This is a genomic window from Endozoicomonas acroporae (assembly GCF_002864045.1).
GTDB lineage: Bacteria > Pseudomonadota > Gammaproteobacteria > Pseudomonadales > Endozoicomonadaceae > Endozoicomonas > Endozoicomonas acroporae.
The window spans coordinates 1-18,393 of the sequence record NZ_PJPV01000204.1 but is presented as its reverse complement, the minus strand read 5'-3'; the positions used below and the strand labels follow the sequence as shown (position 1 = coordinate 18,393).

Annotated in this window: 6 protein-coding genes; all 6 read left to right on the top strand. The window is 50.8% G+C overall.

All coding sequences use genetic code 11. From position 1 onward, the window contains the following. Positions 1-1,639, top strand: a 1,639-nt coding sequence (locus CX664_RS23845) for a DUF1601 domain-containing protein (protein WP_146000289.1), incomplete at its 5' end; no start/stop codon positions are given. 238 nt (positions 1,640-1,877) lie between these two features. Then, entirely contained in the window at positions 1,878-5,168 is a 3,291-nt protein-coding gene (locus CX664_RS23840; RefSeq protein WP_101749118.1) for an RAP domain-containing protein, read from the top strand. 112 nt (positions 5,169-5,280) lie between these two features. Further along, the gene (locus tag CX664_RS23835; protein WP_101749117.1) at positions 5,281-8,967 is read left to right on the top strand and encodes an RAP domain-containing protein; all 3,687 of its coding nucleotides are present in this window, start codon (positions 5,281-5,283) and stop codon (positions 8,965-8,967) included. 112 nt (positions 8,968-9,079) lie between these two features. Then, positions 9,080-12,502 carry a DUF1601 domain-containing protein gene (locus tag CX664_RS23830; protein ID WP_101749116.1) on the top strand — a complete coding sequence of 1,141 codons (3,423 nt, stop codon included), beginning with the start codon at positions 9,080-9,082 and terminating at the stop codon, positions 12,500-12,502. Between the two features lie 112 nt (positions 12,503-12,614). Further along, positions 12,615-15,902 (top strand): RAP domain-containing protein, encoded by a 3,288-nt coding sequence (locus CX664_RS23825; protein WP_101749115.1) that lies wholly within the window; start codon positions 12,615-12,617, stop codon positions 15,900-15,902. A gap of 112 nt (positions 15,903-16,014) precedes the next feature. After that, a complete protein-coding gene (locus tag CX664_RS23820; protein WP_146000288.1) occupies positions 16,015-18,378 on the top strand; it encodes an RAP domain-containing protein in 2,364 nt (787 codons plus the stop codon). Positions 18,379-18,393 lie beyond the last annotated feature (15 nt).

Below are 18,393 nucleotides of genomic sequence, written 5' to 3'. Positions count from 1 at the left end.
CCAATTTATTCCTCAGCATATTGCCAACCTGCTGTGGGCCATGGCGAAACTGGTCGACAACGGGCAGAGGCGGACACCCGAGCTTAACGAGGCCGTGGCCGTGCTGTTGCCCCATGTGAACGCACAGAAAGACCAATTTATTCCTCAGCATATTGCCAACCTGCTGTGGGCCATGGCGAAACTGGTGGACAACGGCCAGGTGCAGACACCAGAGTTCAAAGATGCCACAGCCGCCCTGTTACCCCACGTGAACTCACAGAAAGCAAACTTTAAACCACAGGAAATCGCCAACCTGTTTTGGGCCATGACGAAACTGGTGGACAACGGGCTGGAGCAGACACCAGAGATCAAAGAGACTGTGGCCGCGTTATTACTCCTCGTGAACATACAGAAAGCTAACTTTAAACCACAGGAAATCGCCAACCTGCTTTGGGCCATGGCGAAACTGGTGGACAACGGGCTGGAGCAGACACCAGAGATCAAAGAGACTGTGGCCGCGTTATTACTCCTCGTGAACATACAGAAAGCTAACTTTAAATCACAGGAAATCGCCAACCTGCTTTGGGCCATGGCGAAACTGGTGGACAACGGGCAGGAGCGGACACCCGGGCTTAACGAGGCTGTGGCCGGACTATTGCCCCACGTGAACGCACAGAAAGCTAACTTTAAACCACAGGAAGTCACCAACCTGCTGTGGGCCATGGCGAAACTGGTGGAAAACAGCCAGGAGCAGACACCAGAGTTCAACGATGCCGTGGCCGCGCTGTTGCCCCAAGTGAACGCACAGAAAGACCAATTTAATGCCCAGCATATCGCCAACCTGCTGTGGGCCATAGCAAAACTGGGTGAGCTCGTTGAGCTAAACGTGGTTATCTCTACGTTCGAATCTCTTGTCTACCGAATCAGTAAAAAACCTCAGCTCTCTATGCAAGATATATCGATGTCTCTCTGGGGAGTAATGGTCTGCTGTGCCAGGTTGTTTCTGGTCTCCAATGCCAACAAAAATCACGTGCTTGAAAAGCACATGGATGACCTGTTTACCCGTCTGGAAAATACATTCCTGCACAATGAAGAGGATCAACACAACATTGCCCAGGCCGCAAGTTGGCTTGGCAGAGCGTGTCCGGTCATCACCCATTACCAGACAATCGTTTCAAAACGTCAATCCGACTTCCGCAATCAACTCCAATCATGCATGCCATCTTTGAAGATTGAAGAAGAAAAGAGTCTGAACTCATTACCGCCGGTTGACCTGCTACTGCCAGATCACAACATGGCGATTGAAGTTCAGGGACCGTCTCATTACGTAGGAGGTGACTTCAAAACCAGGAATGGCTCGACTCTGCTGAAAATCGCACTACTGAGGAAATCAGGATTTGAGGTTTTTGAAATCCCGGTTAACCAGCTTGGGAACCCGGATTCAATGAAACGATGTATTGATCAAATAAAGACCAGGGTAGACATCCTGCCACAGGGTCATGGCTCTGTATCACTTAAAAGAAGCTGGGCAGATGAAAGATACGTTGCTGCCGATAAAGGATGTCGACCCTCAGATCAGGGTTACTTAACTGCCGAAGAACATTCAGAGGAGCAAACAGGCAAACCAAGTAGCAAAAGGAAAAGAAAAAACAGCCAGTAAGCTCTTCCCTTCCATCATGACTCATGAACCGTTTTCAAATTTCAGAAAAGGAATTCCAGTGTGGAACCCATGCGTTCTATAAATCTCGCCCCGGGTGATTTGAAAATAACGGATTGCTGGCATCAGGAATAGATGCGCTTTTCCAACCGGTTACGTCTATGGCTATTTCAGCAAAATGAACTTCTGAGCAGAACAGCAGTCTGTTTTTTATATTTTCATGAATTAATGAAATGTAATTATGGATAGAAGCTCTGCTGGTATCAGTGGTAAATACGCAAGATCCGATAAAGATTACAACCAGCTGGATAACCATGCCGCATCTTCAAGGCGTGGCCGATATAGACATGCCACAGTCAGACAATGGGATAATCCCCCGCGCACTACTCCGAGTGGTAATGAATTTTACCGATCTTCCGGCACACGCTCTTCTCAATATCTGCAGTATCGTTCAGTAAACCCTGCTCAGGATTTTAAAGCGCTCATCAAACAAGAAATAATGGCTGGCCTGTTGAGTACATCTGATCGTTTCGGTCACTCCTATGACGGGAGAAATCACAGTCAATATGCCAGCTCAATTAAAAAATACACGTCAGCTGCTAAAAGGCCATTAAATCAAGCGGAACAAGGCCAGCTGATACGTTTTCTGCAAAATTTTACCGCAACACGGAGTTGGAGTTGGCGAAGCCTGTCAACAACACTTCATTCATTTACATCAGCGGGTGTTTTTACCCCTCATAAACCCATGGATGAAGGTACAAAGCTTACTCTAGCAGCCTTATTGTCAACGTTACTTGATGCAATAATATTCAAGTGCCATCAAACACCTGAAGCCAGTGGTCTTGATGCCCAGGGAATCGCCAACCTGCTGTGGGCCATGGCAAAACTGGTGAGCAATGGACAAGAGTGGACATCAGGGCTCAAAGAGGCCCTGGCTGCGCTGTTGCCCCACGTAAACGCACAGAAAGACCAATTTATTCCTCAGCATATCGTCAACCAGCTGTGGGCCATGGCGAAACTGGTAGGAAACGGACAGGAGCAAACACCAGGACTCAAAGAGGCCGTGACCGCGCTGTTGCCCCACGTGAACGCACAGAAGGACCAATTTAATGCTCAAGGCATTGTCAACCTGCTGTGGGCCATGGCGAAACTGGTGGGCAACGGACATGAACAGACACCACAACTCAATGGGGCCATGACCGCCCTGTTGCCCCACGTGATCGCACAGAAGGACCGATTTAATGCTCAGGGCATTGTCAACCTGCTGTGGGCCATGGCGAAACTGGTGAACAACGGTCAGGAGCAGACACCAGGATTCAACGAGGCCGTTGCCGCACTGTTGCCCCGCGTGAATGCACAGAAAGCTCACTTTACACCACTGGGAACCACCAACCTGCTGTGGGCCATGGCGAAACTGGTAGACAATGGGCAGGAGCGAACACCAGGGCTCAACAAGGCCGTGGCCGTGTTATTGCCCCTCGTGCACGAACAGCATGACCAACTTAATACTCAGGGAATCGCCAACCTGTTGTGGGCCATGGCGAAACTGGTGGACAATGGGCAGGAGCGAACACCAGGGCTCAACAAGGCCGTGGCCGCGCTGTTGCCCCACGTGAATACACAGAAAGTTCAATTTAATGCCCAGGATATTGCCAGCCTGCTATGGACCATGGCGAAACTGGTGGACAACGGGCAGGAACGGACACAAGGGCTGAAAAAGGCTGTGGCCGCGCTGTTGCCCCACGTGAGCACACATAAAAACCAATTTAATGCCCAGGGAATCGCCAATCTGCTGTGGGCCATGGCGAAACTGATGGACAACGGGCAAGAGCTAACAAAAGGGCTTATAGAGGCCGTAGCCGCGCTGTTGCCCCAAGTGAACGTACAAACAGCTAACTTTAAACCCCAGGAAATCACCAACCTGCTGTGGACCATGGCGAAACTGTTGGACAACGGGCAGGAGCAGACACCAGATTTCAACAAGGCTGTAGCTGTGCTGTTACCTTGTGTGAACGGACAGAAAGACCAATTTATTCCTCAGCATATCGCCAACCTGCTGTGGGCCATAGCGAAACTGGTGGACCACGGCCTGGAGCAAATACCCGGGCTCAACAAGGCCATGGCCGCGCTATTGCCCCACGTGAATGCTCAGAAAGACCAATTCAATGCCCAGGATATTGCCAATCAGCTGTGGGCCATAGCGAAACTGGTGGACAAGGGGCAGGAACTGACACCCGGGCTCAACGAGACCGTGGCTGCGCTGTTGCCCCTCGTGAACGTAAAGAAAGACCGATTTATTCCTCAGCATTTCGCCAACCTGCTATGGGCCATTGCAAAACTGGTGGACAACGGGCAAGAGCTGACACCAGATATCAATGAGGCTGTGGCCCGGCTGTTGCTCCACGTGAACGCAAATAAAGACCAATTTATTCCTTCGCAAATCGTCAACCTGCTGTGGGCCATTGCGAAACTGGTGGACAACGGCCAGGAACAGACACCAGGGCTTAAAAAAGCTGTGGCCGCGCTGTTGCACCATGTACACGCAGAGAAAACCAACTTTACTCCAAAGGGAATTGCCAACCTGCTGTGGGCCATGGCGAAACTGGTGGAAAACGGGGAGTGGACACCAGGGCTTAAAGAAGCTTTGGCCGCGTTGTTGCCCCACGTGAACCCACAGAAACACCAATTTATTCCCAAGCATATCGCCAACCTGCTGTGGGCCATGGCAAAACTGGGTGAACTCGTTGAGCTGCACATGGTGACCTCTACGTTCGAATCGTTGCTCTGCCGATTCAGTGACAACCCTCAGCTCTCTCAGCAAGATATATTGATGTCTCTTTGGGGCGTAATGGTATGCTGTGCCAGGTTGTATCTAGACGTCAATGCTAATAAAAATAACGTGTTTGAAAAGCACATGGATGACCTGTTTGCTCGCCTGGAAAATACTCCCCCGGACAATGACAAGGATCAACGCGTCATTGCCATGGCCGCCAGTTGGCTTGGGAGAGCGAGTCCGATCGTCCCCCATTACCAGACAACCATTTCAAAACCTCAAGCCGACTTCCGCTATCAACTCCAATCATGCATGGCCGCTTTGAAGATTGAAGAAGAAAAGAGCCTGGACTCATTGCCTCCCGTTGACCTGCTACTGCCAGATCACAACATCGTTATTGAAATTCAGGGATCGTCTCATTACGTAAGTAATGATTTCAAAATCAGGAATGGTTCGACTCTGCTTAAAATTGCACTGCTGCAAAAATCAGGATTTGAGGTCATTGAAATACCGGTTAACCAGCTTTGGAGCCAGAATTCAATAAAACTCTGCATTAATCAAATAAAGGCCAGGGTGGACATCCCGCCACAGGGTCATGGCGGTGTATCACTTAACATCGAATGGGCAGATGAGAAAAACGTTACCGCCGATAACGGGCGGCAATCCCCGGATCGCGATGACTTAACCGCCGAAGAACATTCAGGAAAGCACACAGACAAACCAAAAAAAAGAAAAAGGAAAAGAAAAAAAAGGCACTAATCACTTCCCATCTATCATGACTCCAGAACCGTGTTCACATTCCAGCAAAATGAACTTCTGAACAAAGCAGCAGTCTGTTGTTTATATTTTCATAAATTAATGAAATATAACTATGGATAGAACCTCTGCTGATATCAGTGGTCAACACGCAAGATTGGATAAAGACTACCACCAGCCGGATAACCATGCCGCATCTTCAAGGCGTGGGCGATATAGACATGCCACAGTCAGACAATGGGATAATCTCCCACGCACTTCCCCGGGGCGTAATGGATTTCACCATTCTTCTGGCACATACACTTCTCAATATCTGCAGAGCCGTTCAGTAAACCCTGCTCAAGATTTTAATGCTCTCATCAAGCAGGAAATAATGGATGGTTTGCTGAGTAGATCGGCTCGTTTCGGTCATCGCTATGATGGGAGAAATCACGGTCTATATGCCAATTCAATCAAACAATACACATCAGCTGCTAAAAGACCGTTAAACCAGGCGGAACAAAGCCAGCTGATACGTTTTCTGGAAAATTTTACCGCAGCACGGAGCTGGAATTGGCGAAGCCTGACAACAACACTTCATGCATTTACTTCAGCGGGTGTTTTTACCCCTCATAGCCCCATGGATGAGGGTGTTAAGCATACTCAAGCTACCTTATTGTCAACGCTACTGGATGCAATAATATTTAACAGCAATCAAAGACGTAAAGACAGTAATATTGATGCCTGGGGAATCGCCAACCAGCTGTGGGCCATGGCAAAACTGGTGGACAGCGGGCACGAGCAGACACCAGGGCTCAAAGAGGCCGTGACTGCGCTGTTACCCCACGTAAGCGCACAAAAATCTAACTTTATAACACAGGGAATCGCCAACGTGCTGTGGGCCTTGGCCAAACTGGTGGACAACGGCCAGGAGCAGACACCTGGGCTCAAAGAGGCCGTGGCTGCGCTGTTACCCGACGTAAATGCACAGAAAGCTAATTTTAATCCACAGGGAATCGCCAACCTGCTGTGGGCCATGGCGAAACTGGTGGATAACGGGCATGAACAGACACCGGGGCTTAAAAAGGCTGTGGCCGCGTTGTTGCCCATCGTACGCGAACAGAAAGACCAACTTCATGCCCTGGGAATCATCAACCTGCTATGGGCCATGGCGAAACTGGTGGACAACGGGCTGGAGCAGACAACAGATCTCAGCGAGGCCGTAGCAGCGCTATTGCCCCGCGTGAACGCACAGAAAACTAACTTTAAACCACAGGGTATTGCCAACCTGCTGTGGGCCATGGCAAAACTGGTGGACAACGGGCAGGAGCGGACACCCGAGTTCAATGAGGCCGTGGCCGCGCTGTTGCCCCACGTGAACGCACAGAAAGACCAATTTGATTCTCAGCATATCGCCAGCCTGCTGTGGGCCATGGCGAAACTGGTGGATAACGGGCATGAACAGACACCGGGGCTGAAAAAGGCTGTGGCCGCGCTGTTGCCTCACGTGAACGCATATAAAAACCAATTTAATGCCCAGGGAATCGCCAACTTACTGTGGGCCGTGGCGAAACTGGTGGACAACGGGCAGGAGCAGACACCGGGGCTCATAGAGGCCGTGGCCACGCTGTTACCCCACGTGAACGCCAAGAAAGACCAATTTATACCTCAACATATCACCATCCTGATGTGGGCCATGGCGAAACTGGTGGACAACGGGCAGGAGCAGTTGCCAGAGTTCAACAGTACTGTGGTCGGACTGCTACCTTATGTGAACGCAAGGAAAGACCAATTTATACCTAAGCAGATCGTCAACCTGCTGTGGGCCATGGCGAAACTGGTGGACAACGGGCAGGAGCAGACACCAGAACTCAAAGAGGCCGTGGCCGCGCTGTTGCCCCACGTGAACGCACAGACAGACCAATTTAATGCCCAGGGAATCTCCAACCTGCTGTGGTCCATGGCGAAACTGGTGGACAACGGGCAGGAACGGACACCAGAGATCAAAGGGACCCTGGGTGCCCTGTTACACCACGTGAACGCACAGAAATACCAGTTTATTCCTCAGCATATCGCCATCCTGTTGTGGGCCATGGCGAAACTGGTGGACAACGGGCAGGAGCAGACACCAGAGTTCAACGTGGCTGTGGCCCGGCTGTTGTCCCACGTGAACGCAACCAGAGACCAATTTATTCCTCAGCAAATTGCCAACCTGCTGTGGGCCATGGCGAAACTGGTGGACAACGGCCAGGAACAGACTCCAGGGCTTAAAAAAGCTGTGGCCGCGCTGTTGCCCCACGTGAACGCACAGGCAGACCAATTTAAAGCCCAGGGAATCGCCAACCTGCTGTGGGCCATGGCGAAACTGGTGGACAACGGCCGGGAACAGACACCAGGGCTTAAGAAAGCTGTGGCCGCGCTGTGGCCTCACGTGAACGCACAGAAAGACCAATTCAATGCCCAGGATGTTACCAACCTGCTGTGGGCCATAGCGAAACTGGTGGACAACGGGCAGGAGCTGGCATCAGGGCTCAACGAGGCCATCGCTACGCTGCTCCCCCTCGTGAAAGTAATGAGAGAGCCATTTATTCCTCAGCATATCGCCAACCTGCTGTGGGCCATGGCGAAACTGGTGGACAACGGCCGGGAACAGACACCAGAGTTCAACGATGTCGTGGCCCGGCTGTTGCCTCACGTGAACGCAATCAATGACCAATTTATTCCTCAGCAAATCGCCAACCTGCTGTGGGCCATGGCGAAACTGGTGGACAACGGCCAGCAACAGACATCAGGGCTTAAAAAAGCTGTAGCCACGCTGTTGCCCCACGTAAACGCAAATAAAGCCCATTTTACACCAAAGGCAATCACCAACCTGCTGTGGGCCATGGCGAAACTGGTGGAAAACGGACAGTGGACACCAGGGCTTAAAGAAGCCGTGGCCGCGCTGCTGCCCTGCGTGAACCCACAGAAAGACCAATTTGATCCTCAGCAAATCGCCAACCTGCTGTGGGCCATGGCGAAGCTGGGTGAACTCGTTGAGCTGCACGTGGTTACCTCTACGTTCGAATCGCTGCTCTGCCGATTCAGCGACAACCCTCAGCTCTTTCAGCAAGATATAGTGATGTCTCTCTGGGGAGTCATGGTATGTTGTGCCAGGTTGTCTCTGGCCGCCAATGCCATTAACAATAGCGTGCTTGAAAAGCACATGGATAACCTGTCCACTCGCCTGGAAAATACAGCCCCGGACAATCAAAAGAATCAACAAATCATTGCCATGGCTGCCATTTGGTTGGGGAGAGCGTGTCCGATCATCCCCCATTACCGGACAACTATTTCAAAACCTCAAGCTGACTTACGCAATCAACTCCAATCATGCATGCCCTCTTTGAAGATTGAACAGGAAAAGAGCCTGAACTTATTGCCTCCCGTTGACCTGCTACTGCCAGATCACAACATGGTTATTGAAATTCAGGGACCGTCTCATTTCGTAAGTGATGATTTCAAAATCAGGAATGGTTCAACTCTGCTTAAAATTGCACTGCTGCAAAAATCAGGATTTGAGGTCATTGAAATCCCGGTCAACCAGCTTTGGAGCCAGAATTCAATGAAACAATGCATTGATCAAATAAAGGCCAGGGTGGACATCCGGCCACAGGGTCATGGCTGTATATCACCTGACATCGGATCAGTCGAGGAGACAAACGTTACCGCCGATAAAAAGTGGCAATCTTCAAGTCATTGTTACTTAGCCCCCGAAGAAAATTCAGAAAAGCAAACAGACAAACCAAAAAACAGAAAAAGGAAAAGAAAAAAAAGGCACTAACCGCTTCCCTTTCATCATGACTCAGGCACCGTGTTCACATTCTGGCAAAATGAACTTCTGAACAGAACAGCAGTCTGTTTTTTATATTTTCATGAATTGATGAAATATAATTATGCACAGAACCTCTGCGGGTATCAGTGGTCAATACGCAAGATCCGATAAAGATTACCACCAGCCGGATGGCCGTGCTACCTCTTCAAGGCGCGTACAATATAGGCAGAATACCGTCAGAAAGTGGGATAATCCCCCCCGCACTACCCGGGGGCGTAAGGAATGTTACCACTCTTCTGGCGTATGCCCTTCTCAACATCTACAGAACCGTTCAGTAAACCCTGCTCAAGATTTTAATGCCCTCATTAAACAGGAATTAATGGATGATCTGGTGCATAAATCGTACCGTTTCGGTCATCGCTATGATGGGAGGCATCACGGTCTGTATGCCAGTTCAATTAAAAAATACACGTCAGCTGCTAAAAGACCGTTAAATCAAGTGGAACAAGACCAGCTGATACGTTTGCTGCAAAATTTTACAGTGACACGGAGTTGGAGTTGGCGAAGCCTGTCAACAACACTTCATGCCTTGGCTTCAGCGGGTGTTTTTACCCCTCATAGACCCATGGATGAGCGTGTTAAGCACACGCAAGCGGCCTTATTGTCATTGCTACTGGATACAATAATATTCAAGTGCAACCGAAAATCTGAAGCATGGGATATTGATGCTCGGGGAATCGCCAACCTGCTCTGGGCCATGGCAAAACTGGTGGATAACGGCCTGCAACAGGCACCAGGACTTAAAAAAGCCATAGCCGCGCTGTTGCCCCACGTAAACGCACAAAAATCTAACTTTTCACCACAGGGAATCGTCAACCAGCTGTGGGCCGTGGCGAAACTGGTGGACAACGGGCAAGAACAGACACCAGGGCTCCAAGAGGCTATGGCCGCGCTGTTACCCCAAGTGAACGTACTAACAGCTGACTTTAAACCCCAGGAAATCGCCAATCTGATGTGGGCCATGGCGAAACTGGTGGACAACGGGCAAGAGAGAACAGCAGAACTCGACAAGGCCGTGGCCGCGCTTTTGCCCCACGTGAACGCCAAGAATGACCAACTTATTCCTCAGCATACCGCTAACCTGCTGTGGGCCATGGCGAAACTGGTGGACAACGGTCAGAAGTGGGTACCAGGGCTCCAAGAGTCTGTGGCCGTGTTGTTGCCCCAGGTAAACGTACAGAAAGACCAATTTATTCCTCAGGGCATTGCCAACCTGCTGTGGGCCATGGCGAAACTGCTGGACAACGGGCAGGAGCACACACCAGGGCTCAATCAGGCCGTGGCCGCGCTGTTGCCACGCGTGAATGCAAAGAAAGACCAATTTATTCCTCAGCATACCGCTAACCTGCTGTGGGCCATGGCGAAACTGGTGGACAACGGGCAGGAACGGACACCTGAGCTCAAAGAGGCCGTGGCTGCGCTTTTACCCCGCGTGAACGCACAGAAAGACCAATTTATTCCTCAGGGCATTGCCAACCTGCTGTGGGCCATGGCGAAACTGCTGGACAACGGGCAGGAGCACACACCGGGGCTCAACCAGGCCGTGGCCGCGCTGTTGCCCCACGTGAAGGCACAGAAAGACCAATTTAATGCCCAGGACATCGCCAACCTGGTGTGGGCCATGGCGAAACTGGTGGACATCGGGCTGCAGCGGACACCGGATCTCAACGAGGCCGTGGTCGCGCTGTTGCCCCACGTGAACGCACAGAAATACCCATTTATTCCTCAGCATATCGCCAACCTGCTGTGGGCCGTGGCGAAACTGGTGGACAACGGGCAGGAGCGGACACCAGAGCTAAACGAGGCCGTGGCCGCGCTGTTGCCCCACGTGAATGCCAAGAAAGACCAATTTAATCCTCAGCATATCGCCAACCTGCTGTGGGCCGTGGCGAAACTGGTGGACAACGGGCAGGAGCGAACACCAGAGCTCGAAGAGGCCGTGGCCGCGCTTTTGCCCTACGTGAACGCACACAAAGAACAATTTAATGCCCAGGCTATCGCCAGCCTGCTGTGGGCTATGGCGAAACTGGTAGACAACGGGCAGAAGCAGACACCAGAGTTCAACGAGGCCGTGGTCGCACTTTTGCCCTACGTGAACGCACAGAAAGACCAATTTAATGCCCAGGCAATCGCCAACCTGCTCTGGGCCATGGCGAAACTGGTGGACAACAGGCAGGAGTGGATACCAGGGCTCAGCGAGGTCGTGGCCGCACTGTTACCCCACATGAACGCACAGAAGGACCAATTTAATGCCCAGGGTATCGCTAATCTGCTGTGGGCCATGGCGAAACTGGTAGACAACGGCCAGGAGCAGACACCAGAGTTCAACGAGGCTGTGGTCCGGCTGTGGCCCCACGTGAACGAAAAGAAAGAGCAATTTATTCCTCAGCAAATCGCCAACCTGGTGTGGGCCATGGCGAAACTGGTGGACAACGGCCTGCAACAGACACCAGTACTTAAAAAAGCTGTAGCCGCGCTGTTGCCCCACGTGCACGCAAATAAAGCCACCTTTACAACACAGGCAATTGCTAACCTGCTGTGGGCCATGACGAAACTGGTGGACAACGGAGAGTGGACACCAGGGCTTAAAGAAGCCGTGTCCGCGCTGCTGCCCTGCGTAAACCCACAGAAAGACCAATTTGATCCTCAGCAAGTCGCCAACCTGCTGTGGGCCATGGCGAAGCTGGGTGAACTCGTTGAGCTGCACGTGGTTACCTCTACGTTCGAATCGTTCCTCTGCCGATTCAGTGACAACCCTCAGCTCTCTCAACAATTTATATTGATGTCTCTCTGGGGAGTAATGGTATGTTGTGCCAGGTTGTCTCTGGTCCCCAATGCCATTAAAAATAACGTGCTTGAAAAGCACATGGATGACCTGTTTACTCGCCTGGAAAATACATCCCCGGACAATGAAAAGGATCAACGCACCATTGCCATGGCCGCCAGTTGGCTTGGGAGAGCGTGTCCGATCGTTCCCCATTACCAGGCAATCATTTCAAAACGTCAAGCCGACTTTTGCGATCAACTCCAATCATGCATGCCCTCTTTGAAGGTTGAACAAGAAAAAAGCCTGAACTCATTGCCTCCTGCTGACCTGTTCCTGCCAGATCACAACATGGTTGTTGAAATTCAGGGACCGTGTCATTACGTCAGTAATGATTTTAAAATCAGGAATGGTTCAACTCTGCTTAAAATAGCGCTACTGAAAAAATCAGGATTTGAGGTCATTGAAATCCCGGTTAACCAGCTTTGTAGCCAGAATTCAATGAAACAATGCATTGATCAAATAAAGGCCAGGGTGGACATCCGGCCACAGGGTCATGGCTGTGTATCACCTGACATCGGATCAGTCGAGGAGACAAACGTTACCGCCGATAAAAAGTGGCAATCTTCAAGTCATTGTTACTTAGCCCCCGAAGAAAATTCAGAAAAGCAAACAGACAAACCAAAAAACAGAAAAAAGAAAAGAAAAAAAAGGCACTAACCACTTCCCCTTCATCATGACTCCAGAACCGTGTTCACATTCCAGCAAAATGAACTTCTGAATAAAACAGCAGTCTGTTGTTTATATTTTCATGAATTAATGAAATATAATTATGCACAGAACCTCTGCTGGTATCAGTGGTCAATACGCAAGATCCGATAAAGATTACCACCAGCCGGATGGCCATGCCACTTCTTCAAGGCGCGTACAATATAGACAGAATACGGTCAGAAAGTGGGATAATCCCCCCCGCACTACTCCGGGGCGTAAGGAATGTTACCATTCTTCTGGCGTATGCCCTTCTCAACATCTACAGAGCCGTTCAGTAAACCCTGCCCAGGATTTTAACGCCCTCATTAAACCGGAACTAATGGATGATCTGGTGAATAAATCGTATCGCTTCGGCCATCGCTATGATGGGAGACATCACGGTCTGTATGCCAGTTCAATTAAAAAATACACGTCAGCTGCTAAAAGACCGTTAAGTCAAGCTGAACAAGGCCAGCTGATACGTTTGCTGCAAAATTTTACAGTAACACGGAGTTGGAGTTGGCGAAGCCTGTCAACAACACTTCATGCATTGACTTCAGCGGGTGTTTTTACCCCTCATAGACCCATGGATGAGCGTGTTAAACATACTCAAGCTGCCTTATTGTCAATGCTACTGAATACAATAATATTCAAGTGCAACCGAAAAGCTGAAACATGGGATATTGATGCCCGGGGAATCGCCAACCTGCTGTGGGCCATGGCGAAACTGGTGGACAACGGCCAGGAGCGCACACCAGAGTTCAAAGAGGCCGTGGCCGTGCTGTTGCCTCACATGAATGCACAGAGAGACCAATTTATTCCTCAGCATACCTCTAACCTGCTGTGGGCCATAGCGAAACTGGTGGACAACGGTCAGAAGTGGACACCAGAGCTCAAAGAGGCTGTGGCCGTGTTGTTGCCCCACATAAACGTACAGAAAGACCAATTTATTCCTCAGGGCATTGTCAACCTGCTGTGGGCCATGGCGAAACTGGTGGACAACGGCCAGGAGCACACACCAGAACTCAACGAGGCCGTGGCCGCACTATTGCCCCACATGAACGCACAGAAAGACCAATTTAATGGCCGGGACATCGCCAACCTGGTGTGGGCCATTGCGAAACTGTTGGACACCGGACAGGAGCGAACACCAGAACTCAACGAGGCCGTGGCCGCGCTGTTGCCCCACGTTAACGCACAGAAAGACCAATTTATTCCTCAGCATATCGCCAACCTGCTGTGGGCTGTGGCGAAACTGGTGGACAACGGGCAGGAGCGGACACCAGAGCTCAACGAGGCCGTGGCCGCGCTGTTGCCCCACGTGAATGCAAAAAAAGGCCAATTTATTCCTCAGCATATCGCCAACCTGCTGTGGGCCATGGCGAAACTGGTGGACAACGGGCAGGAGCGGACACCAGAGCTCAACAAGGCCATGGCCGCGCTGTTGCCCCTCATGAATGCAAAGCAAGACCAATTTATTCCTCAGGCTATCGTCAACCTGCTGTGGGCCATGGCGAAACTGGTGGACAACGGGCAGAAGCACACACCAGAGCTCAAAGAGGCCGTGGCCGCGCTGTTGCCCCACGTGAACGCACAGAAAGGCCAGTTTAATGCCCAGGGGATTGCCAACCTGCTATGGGCCATAGCGAAACTGGTGGACTACGGGCAGAAGCAGACACCAGAACTCAACGCAGCGGTGGCCGCGCTGTTGCCTCACGTAAACGCACAAAAAGACCCATTTATTCCTCAGCATATCGCCAACCTGCTGTGGGCCATGGCAAAACTGGTGGACAACGGGCAGAAGCGGACACGTGAACTCAACGAGGCCGTGGCCACGCTGTTGCCCCACGTAAACGCACAGAAAGACCAATTTATTCCTCAGCATATCGCCAACCTGCTGTGGGCCATGGCAAAACTGGTGGATAGCGGCAAGGAGCAGACACCAGAGTTCAAAGAGACCGTGGCCGCGTTGCTGCTCCTTGTGAGCGCACAGAAAAACCAATTTACTGCCCAGGGTATCGCCAACCTGCTGTGGGCCATGGCGAAACTGGTGGACAGGCAAGAGCTGACACCAGCGCTAAAAGAGGCCGTGGCCGCGCTGTTGCCCCATATAAACGCACAGAAAGCTAACTTTACACCACAGGAAATCGCCAACCTGCTGTGGGCCATGGCGAAACTGGTGGACAACGGGCAGGAGCAGACACCAGAGTTCAACGAGGCTGTGGCCCGGCTGTTGCTCCACGTGAACGCAACGAAAGACCAATTTATTCCTCAGCATATCGCCAACCTGCTGTGGGCCATGGCAAAACTGGTGGACAACGGGCAGGAGCGGACACCAGAGCTCAACAAGGCCATGGCCGCTCTGTTGCCCCTCATGAATGCAAAGAAAGACCAATTTATTCCTCAGGCTATCGTCAACCTGCTGTGGGCCATGGCGAAACTGGTGGACAACGGGCAGGAGCACACACCAGAGCTCAAAGAGGCCGTGGCCGCGCTGTTGCCCCACGTGAACGCACAGAAAGGCCAGTTTAATGCCCAGGGGATTGCCAACCTGCTGTGGGCCATGGCGAAACTGGGTGAACTCGTTGAGCTACCCATGGTTTCCTCTACGTTCGAACCGCTTGTCTGCCGATTCAGTGACAACTCTCAGCTCTCTCAGCAAGATATATTGATGTCTCTCTGGGGCGTAATGGTATGTTGTGCCAGATTGTCTCTGGTCTCCAATACTAATAAAAATCACATGCTTGAAAAGCACATGGATGACCTGTTTACTCGCCTGGAAAATACATCCACGGACAATGAAAAGGATCAACACATCATAGCCATGGCCGCCAGTTGGCTTGGGAGAACGTGTCCGATCGTTCCCTATTACCAGACAACCATTTCAAAACATCAAGCCGACTTCCGCGATCAACTCCAATCATGCATGCCCTCTTTGCAGATTGAACAAGAAAAGAGCCTGAACTCATTGCCTCCCGTTGACCTGCTACTGCCAGAACACAACATGGTTATTGAAATTCAGGGACCGTCTCATTACGTCAGTAATGATTTCAAAATCAGGAATGGTTCAACTCTGCTTAAAATAGCACTGCTGCAAAAATCAGGATTTGATGTCATTGAAATACCGGTTAACCAGCTTTGGAGCCAGAATTCAATGAAACTATGCATTAATCAAATAAAGGCCAGGGTGGACATCCCGCCACAGGCTCATGGCTGTGTATCACTTAACACCGGATGGGCAGATGTGGCAAACGTTACCGCCGATAAAGAGTGGCAATCCTCAGATCACTGTTACTTAACCGCCGAAGAAAATTCAGAAAAGCAAACAGACAAACCAAAAAAAATAGAAAAAGAAAAAAAAAGGGAATAACCGCTTCCCTTTCATCATGACTCCAGAACCGTGTTCACATTCCAGCAAAATGAACTTCTGAACAAAACAGCAGTCTGTTGTTTATATTTTCATGACTTAATGAAATATAATTATGCATAGAACCTCTGCTGGTATCAGCGGTAAATGCGCAAAATCCGATAAAGATTACAACCAGCCGCATGACCAGGCCGCATCTTCAAGGCGTGGGCGATATAGACATGCCACAGTAAGACAATGGGAGAATCCCCCCTGCACTACCCGGGGGCGTAATGAATTCTACCATTCTTCTGGCGCATACACTTCTCAATATCTACAGAGCCGTTCAGTAAACCCGGCTCAAGATTTCAGTGCTCTCATCAAACAGGAAATAATGGATGGTTTGCTGAGTAAATCGGATCATTTCGGTCATCGCTATGATGGGAGAAATCACGGTCTGTATGCCAATTCAATTAAACGATACACATCAGCTGCCAAAAGACCGTTGAATCGAGCGGAACAAAGCCAGCTGATGCATTTTCTGCAAAATTTTACCGTAACACGGCGTTGGGGCTGGCGAAGCCTTACGACCACACTTCATGCATTGACTTCAGCGGGTGTTTTTACCCCTCATAAACCCGTGGATGAGCGTGTCAGGCACACTCAGGTTGCCTTATTGTCAACGCTACTTGATGCAATAATATTCAAGTGCCACCAAAAACCTCCAGCCCGGGACATTGATGCCTGGGGAATCGCCAACCAGCTGTGGGCAATGGCGAAACTGGTAGACAACGGGCAGGAGCACACACCAGGGCTCAAAGAGGCCGTGGCCGCGCTGTTGCCCCACGTGAAAGCACAGATGGACCAATTTATTCCTCAGGGCATTGCCATCCTGCTGTGGGCCATGGCGAAACTGGTGGACTACGGGCAGGAACAGACACCAGAGTTCAAAGAGGCCGTGGCCGCGCTGTTGCCCCACGTGAACGCACAGAAAGACAAATTTAATCCTCAGCATATCGCCAACCTGCTGTGGGCCATGGCGAAACTGGTGGACAACGGGCTGGAGCGGACACCAGAGCTTAAAGAGGCTGTGGCCGTGCTGTTGCTCCACATAAACGCACAGAAAGCTCACTTTAAACCACAGGAAATCGCCAACCTGCTGTGGGCCATGGCGAAACTGGTGGACAACGGGCTGGAGCGGACACCACAGCTCAAAGAGGCCGTGGCCACACTGTTGCCCCACGTGAACGCACAGAAAGGTAACTTTAAGCCACAGGAAATCGCCAAACTGCTGTGGGCCATGGCGAAACTGGTGGACAACGGGCTGGAGCAGACACCAGAACTCAACGAGGCTGGGGCCGCGATGTTGCCCCACGTAAATGCACAGAAAGCTAACTTTAATCCACAGGAAATCGCCAACCTGCTGTGGGCCATGGCGAAACTGTTGGACAACGGGCAGGAGCGGATACCAGAGTTCAACGATACCGTGGCCGCGCTGTTGCCCCACGTGAACGTACAGAAAGACCATTTCAATGCCCAGGATATCGCCAACCTGCTGTGGGCCATGGCGAAACTGGTGGACAACGGGCAGGAGCGGACACCAGAGTTCAACGATACCGTGGCCGCGCTATTGCCCCAGGTGAACGCACAGAAAGAGCAATTTATTCCTCAGCATATCGCCAACCTGCTGTGGGCCATGGCGAAACTGGGTGAGCTCGTTGAGCTGAACGTGGTTACCTCTACGTTCGAATCACTTGTCTACCGAATCAGTGAAAACCCTCAGCTCTCTCCGCAAGATATATCGATGTCTCTCTGGGGCGTAATGGTATGCTGTGCCAGGTTGTCTCTGGTCCCCAATGCCAATAAAAATAACGTGCTTGAAAAGCACATGGATGACCTGTTTACTCGCCTGGAAAATACATCCCCAGACAATAAAGAGGATCAATCCATCATTGCCATGGCCGCAAGTTGGCTTGGGAGAGCGTGTCCGGTCGTACCCCATTACCAGACAATCGTTTCAAAACGTCAATCCGACTTCCGCAATCAACTCCAATCATGCATTCCATCTTTGCAGATTGAAGAAGAAAAGCGTCTGAATTCATTACCTCCGGTTGACCTGCTACTGCCAGATCACAACATGGTGATTGAAGTTCAGGGACCGTCTCATTACGTGGGTGGTGATTTCAAAACCAGGAATGGTTCGACTCTGCTGAAAATCGCCCTGTTGCAAAAAGCAGGATTTGAGGTCATTGAAATTCCGGTTAACATGCTCTCGAATCAGGATTTAATGAAACCATACATTGATCAAATAAAGACCAGGATAGGCTTCCCGCAACAGGAGCATGGCTCTGTATCACTTAAAAGAAGGCGGGCAGATGAGGCATACGTTACTGCTGATAAAGGCAGGCAACCCTCAGATCATGGTTACTTAACTGCCGAAGAACATTCAGAGGAGCAAACCGATAAACCGGCAAAAAGGAAGAAAACAAACAGCCAGTAATTGCCTTCCTCCTAT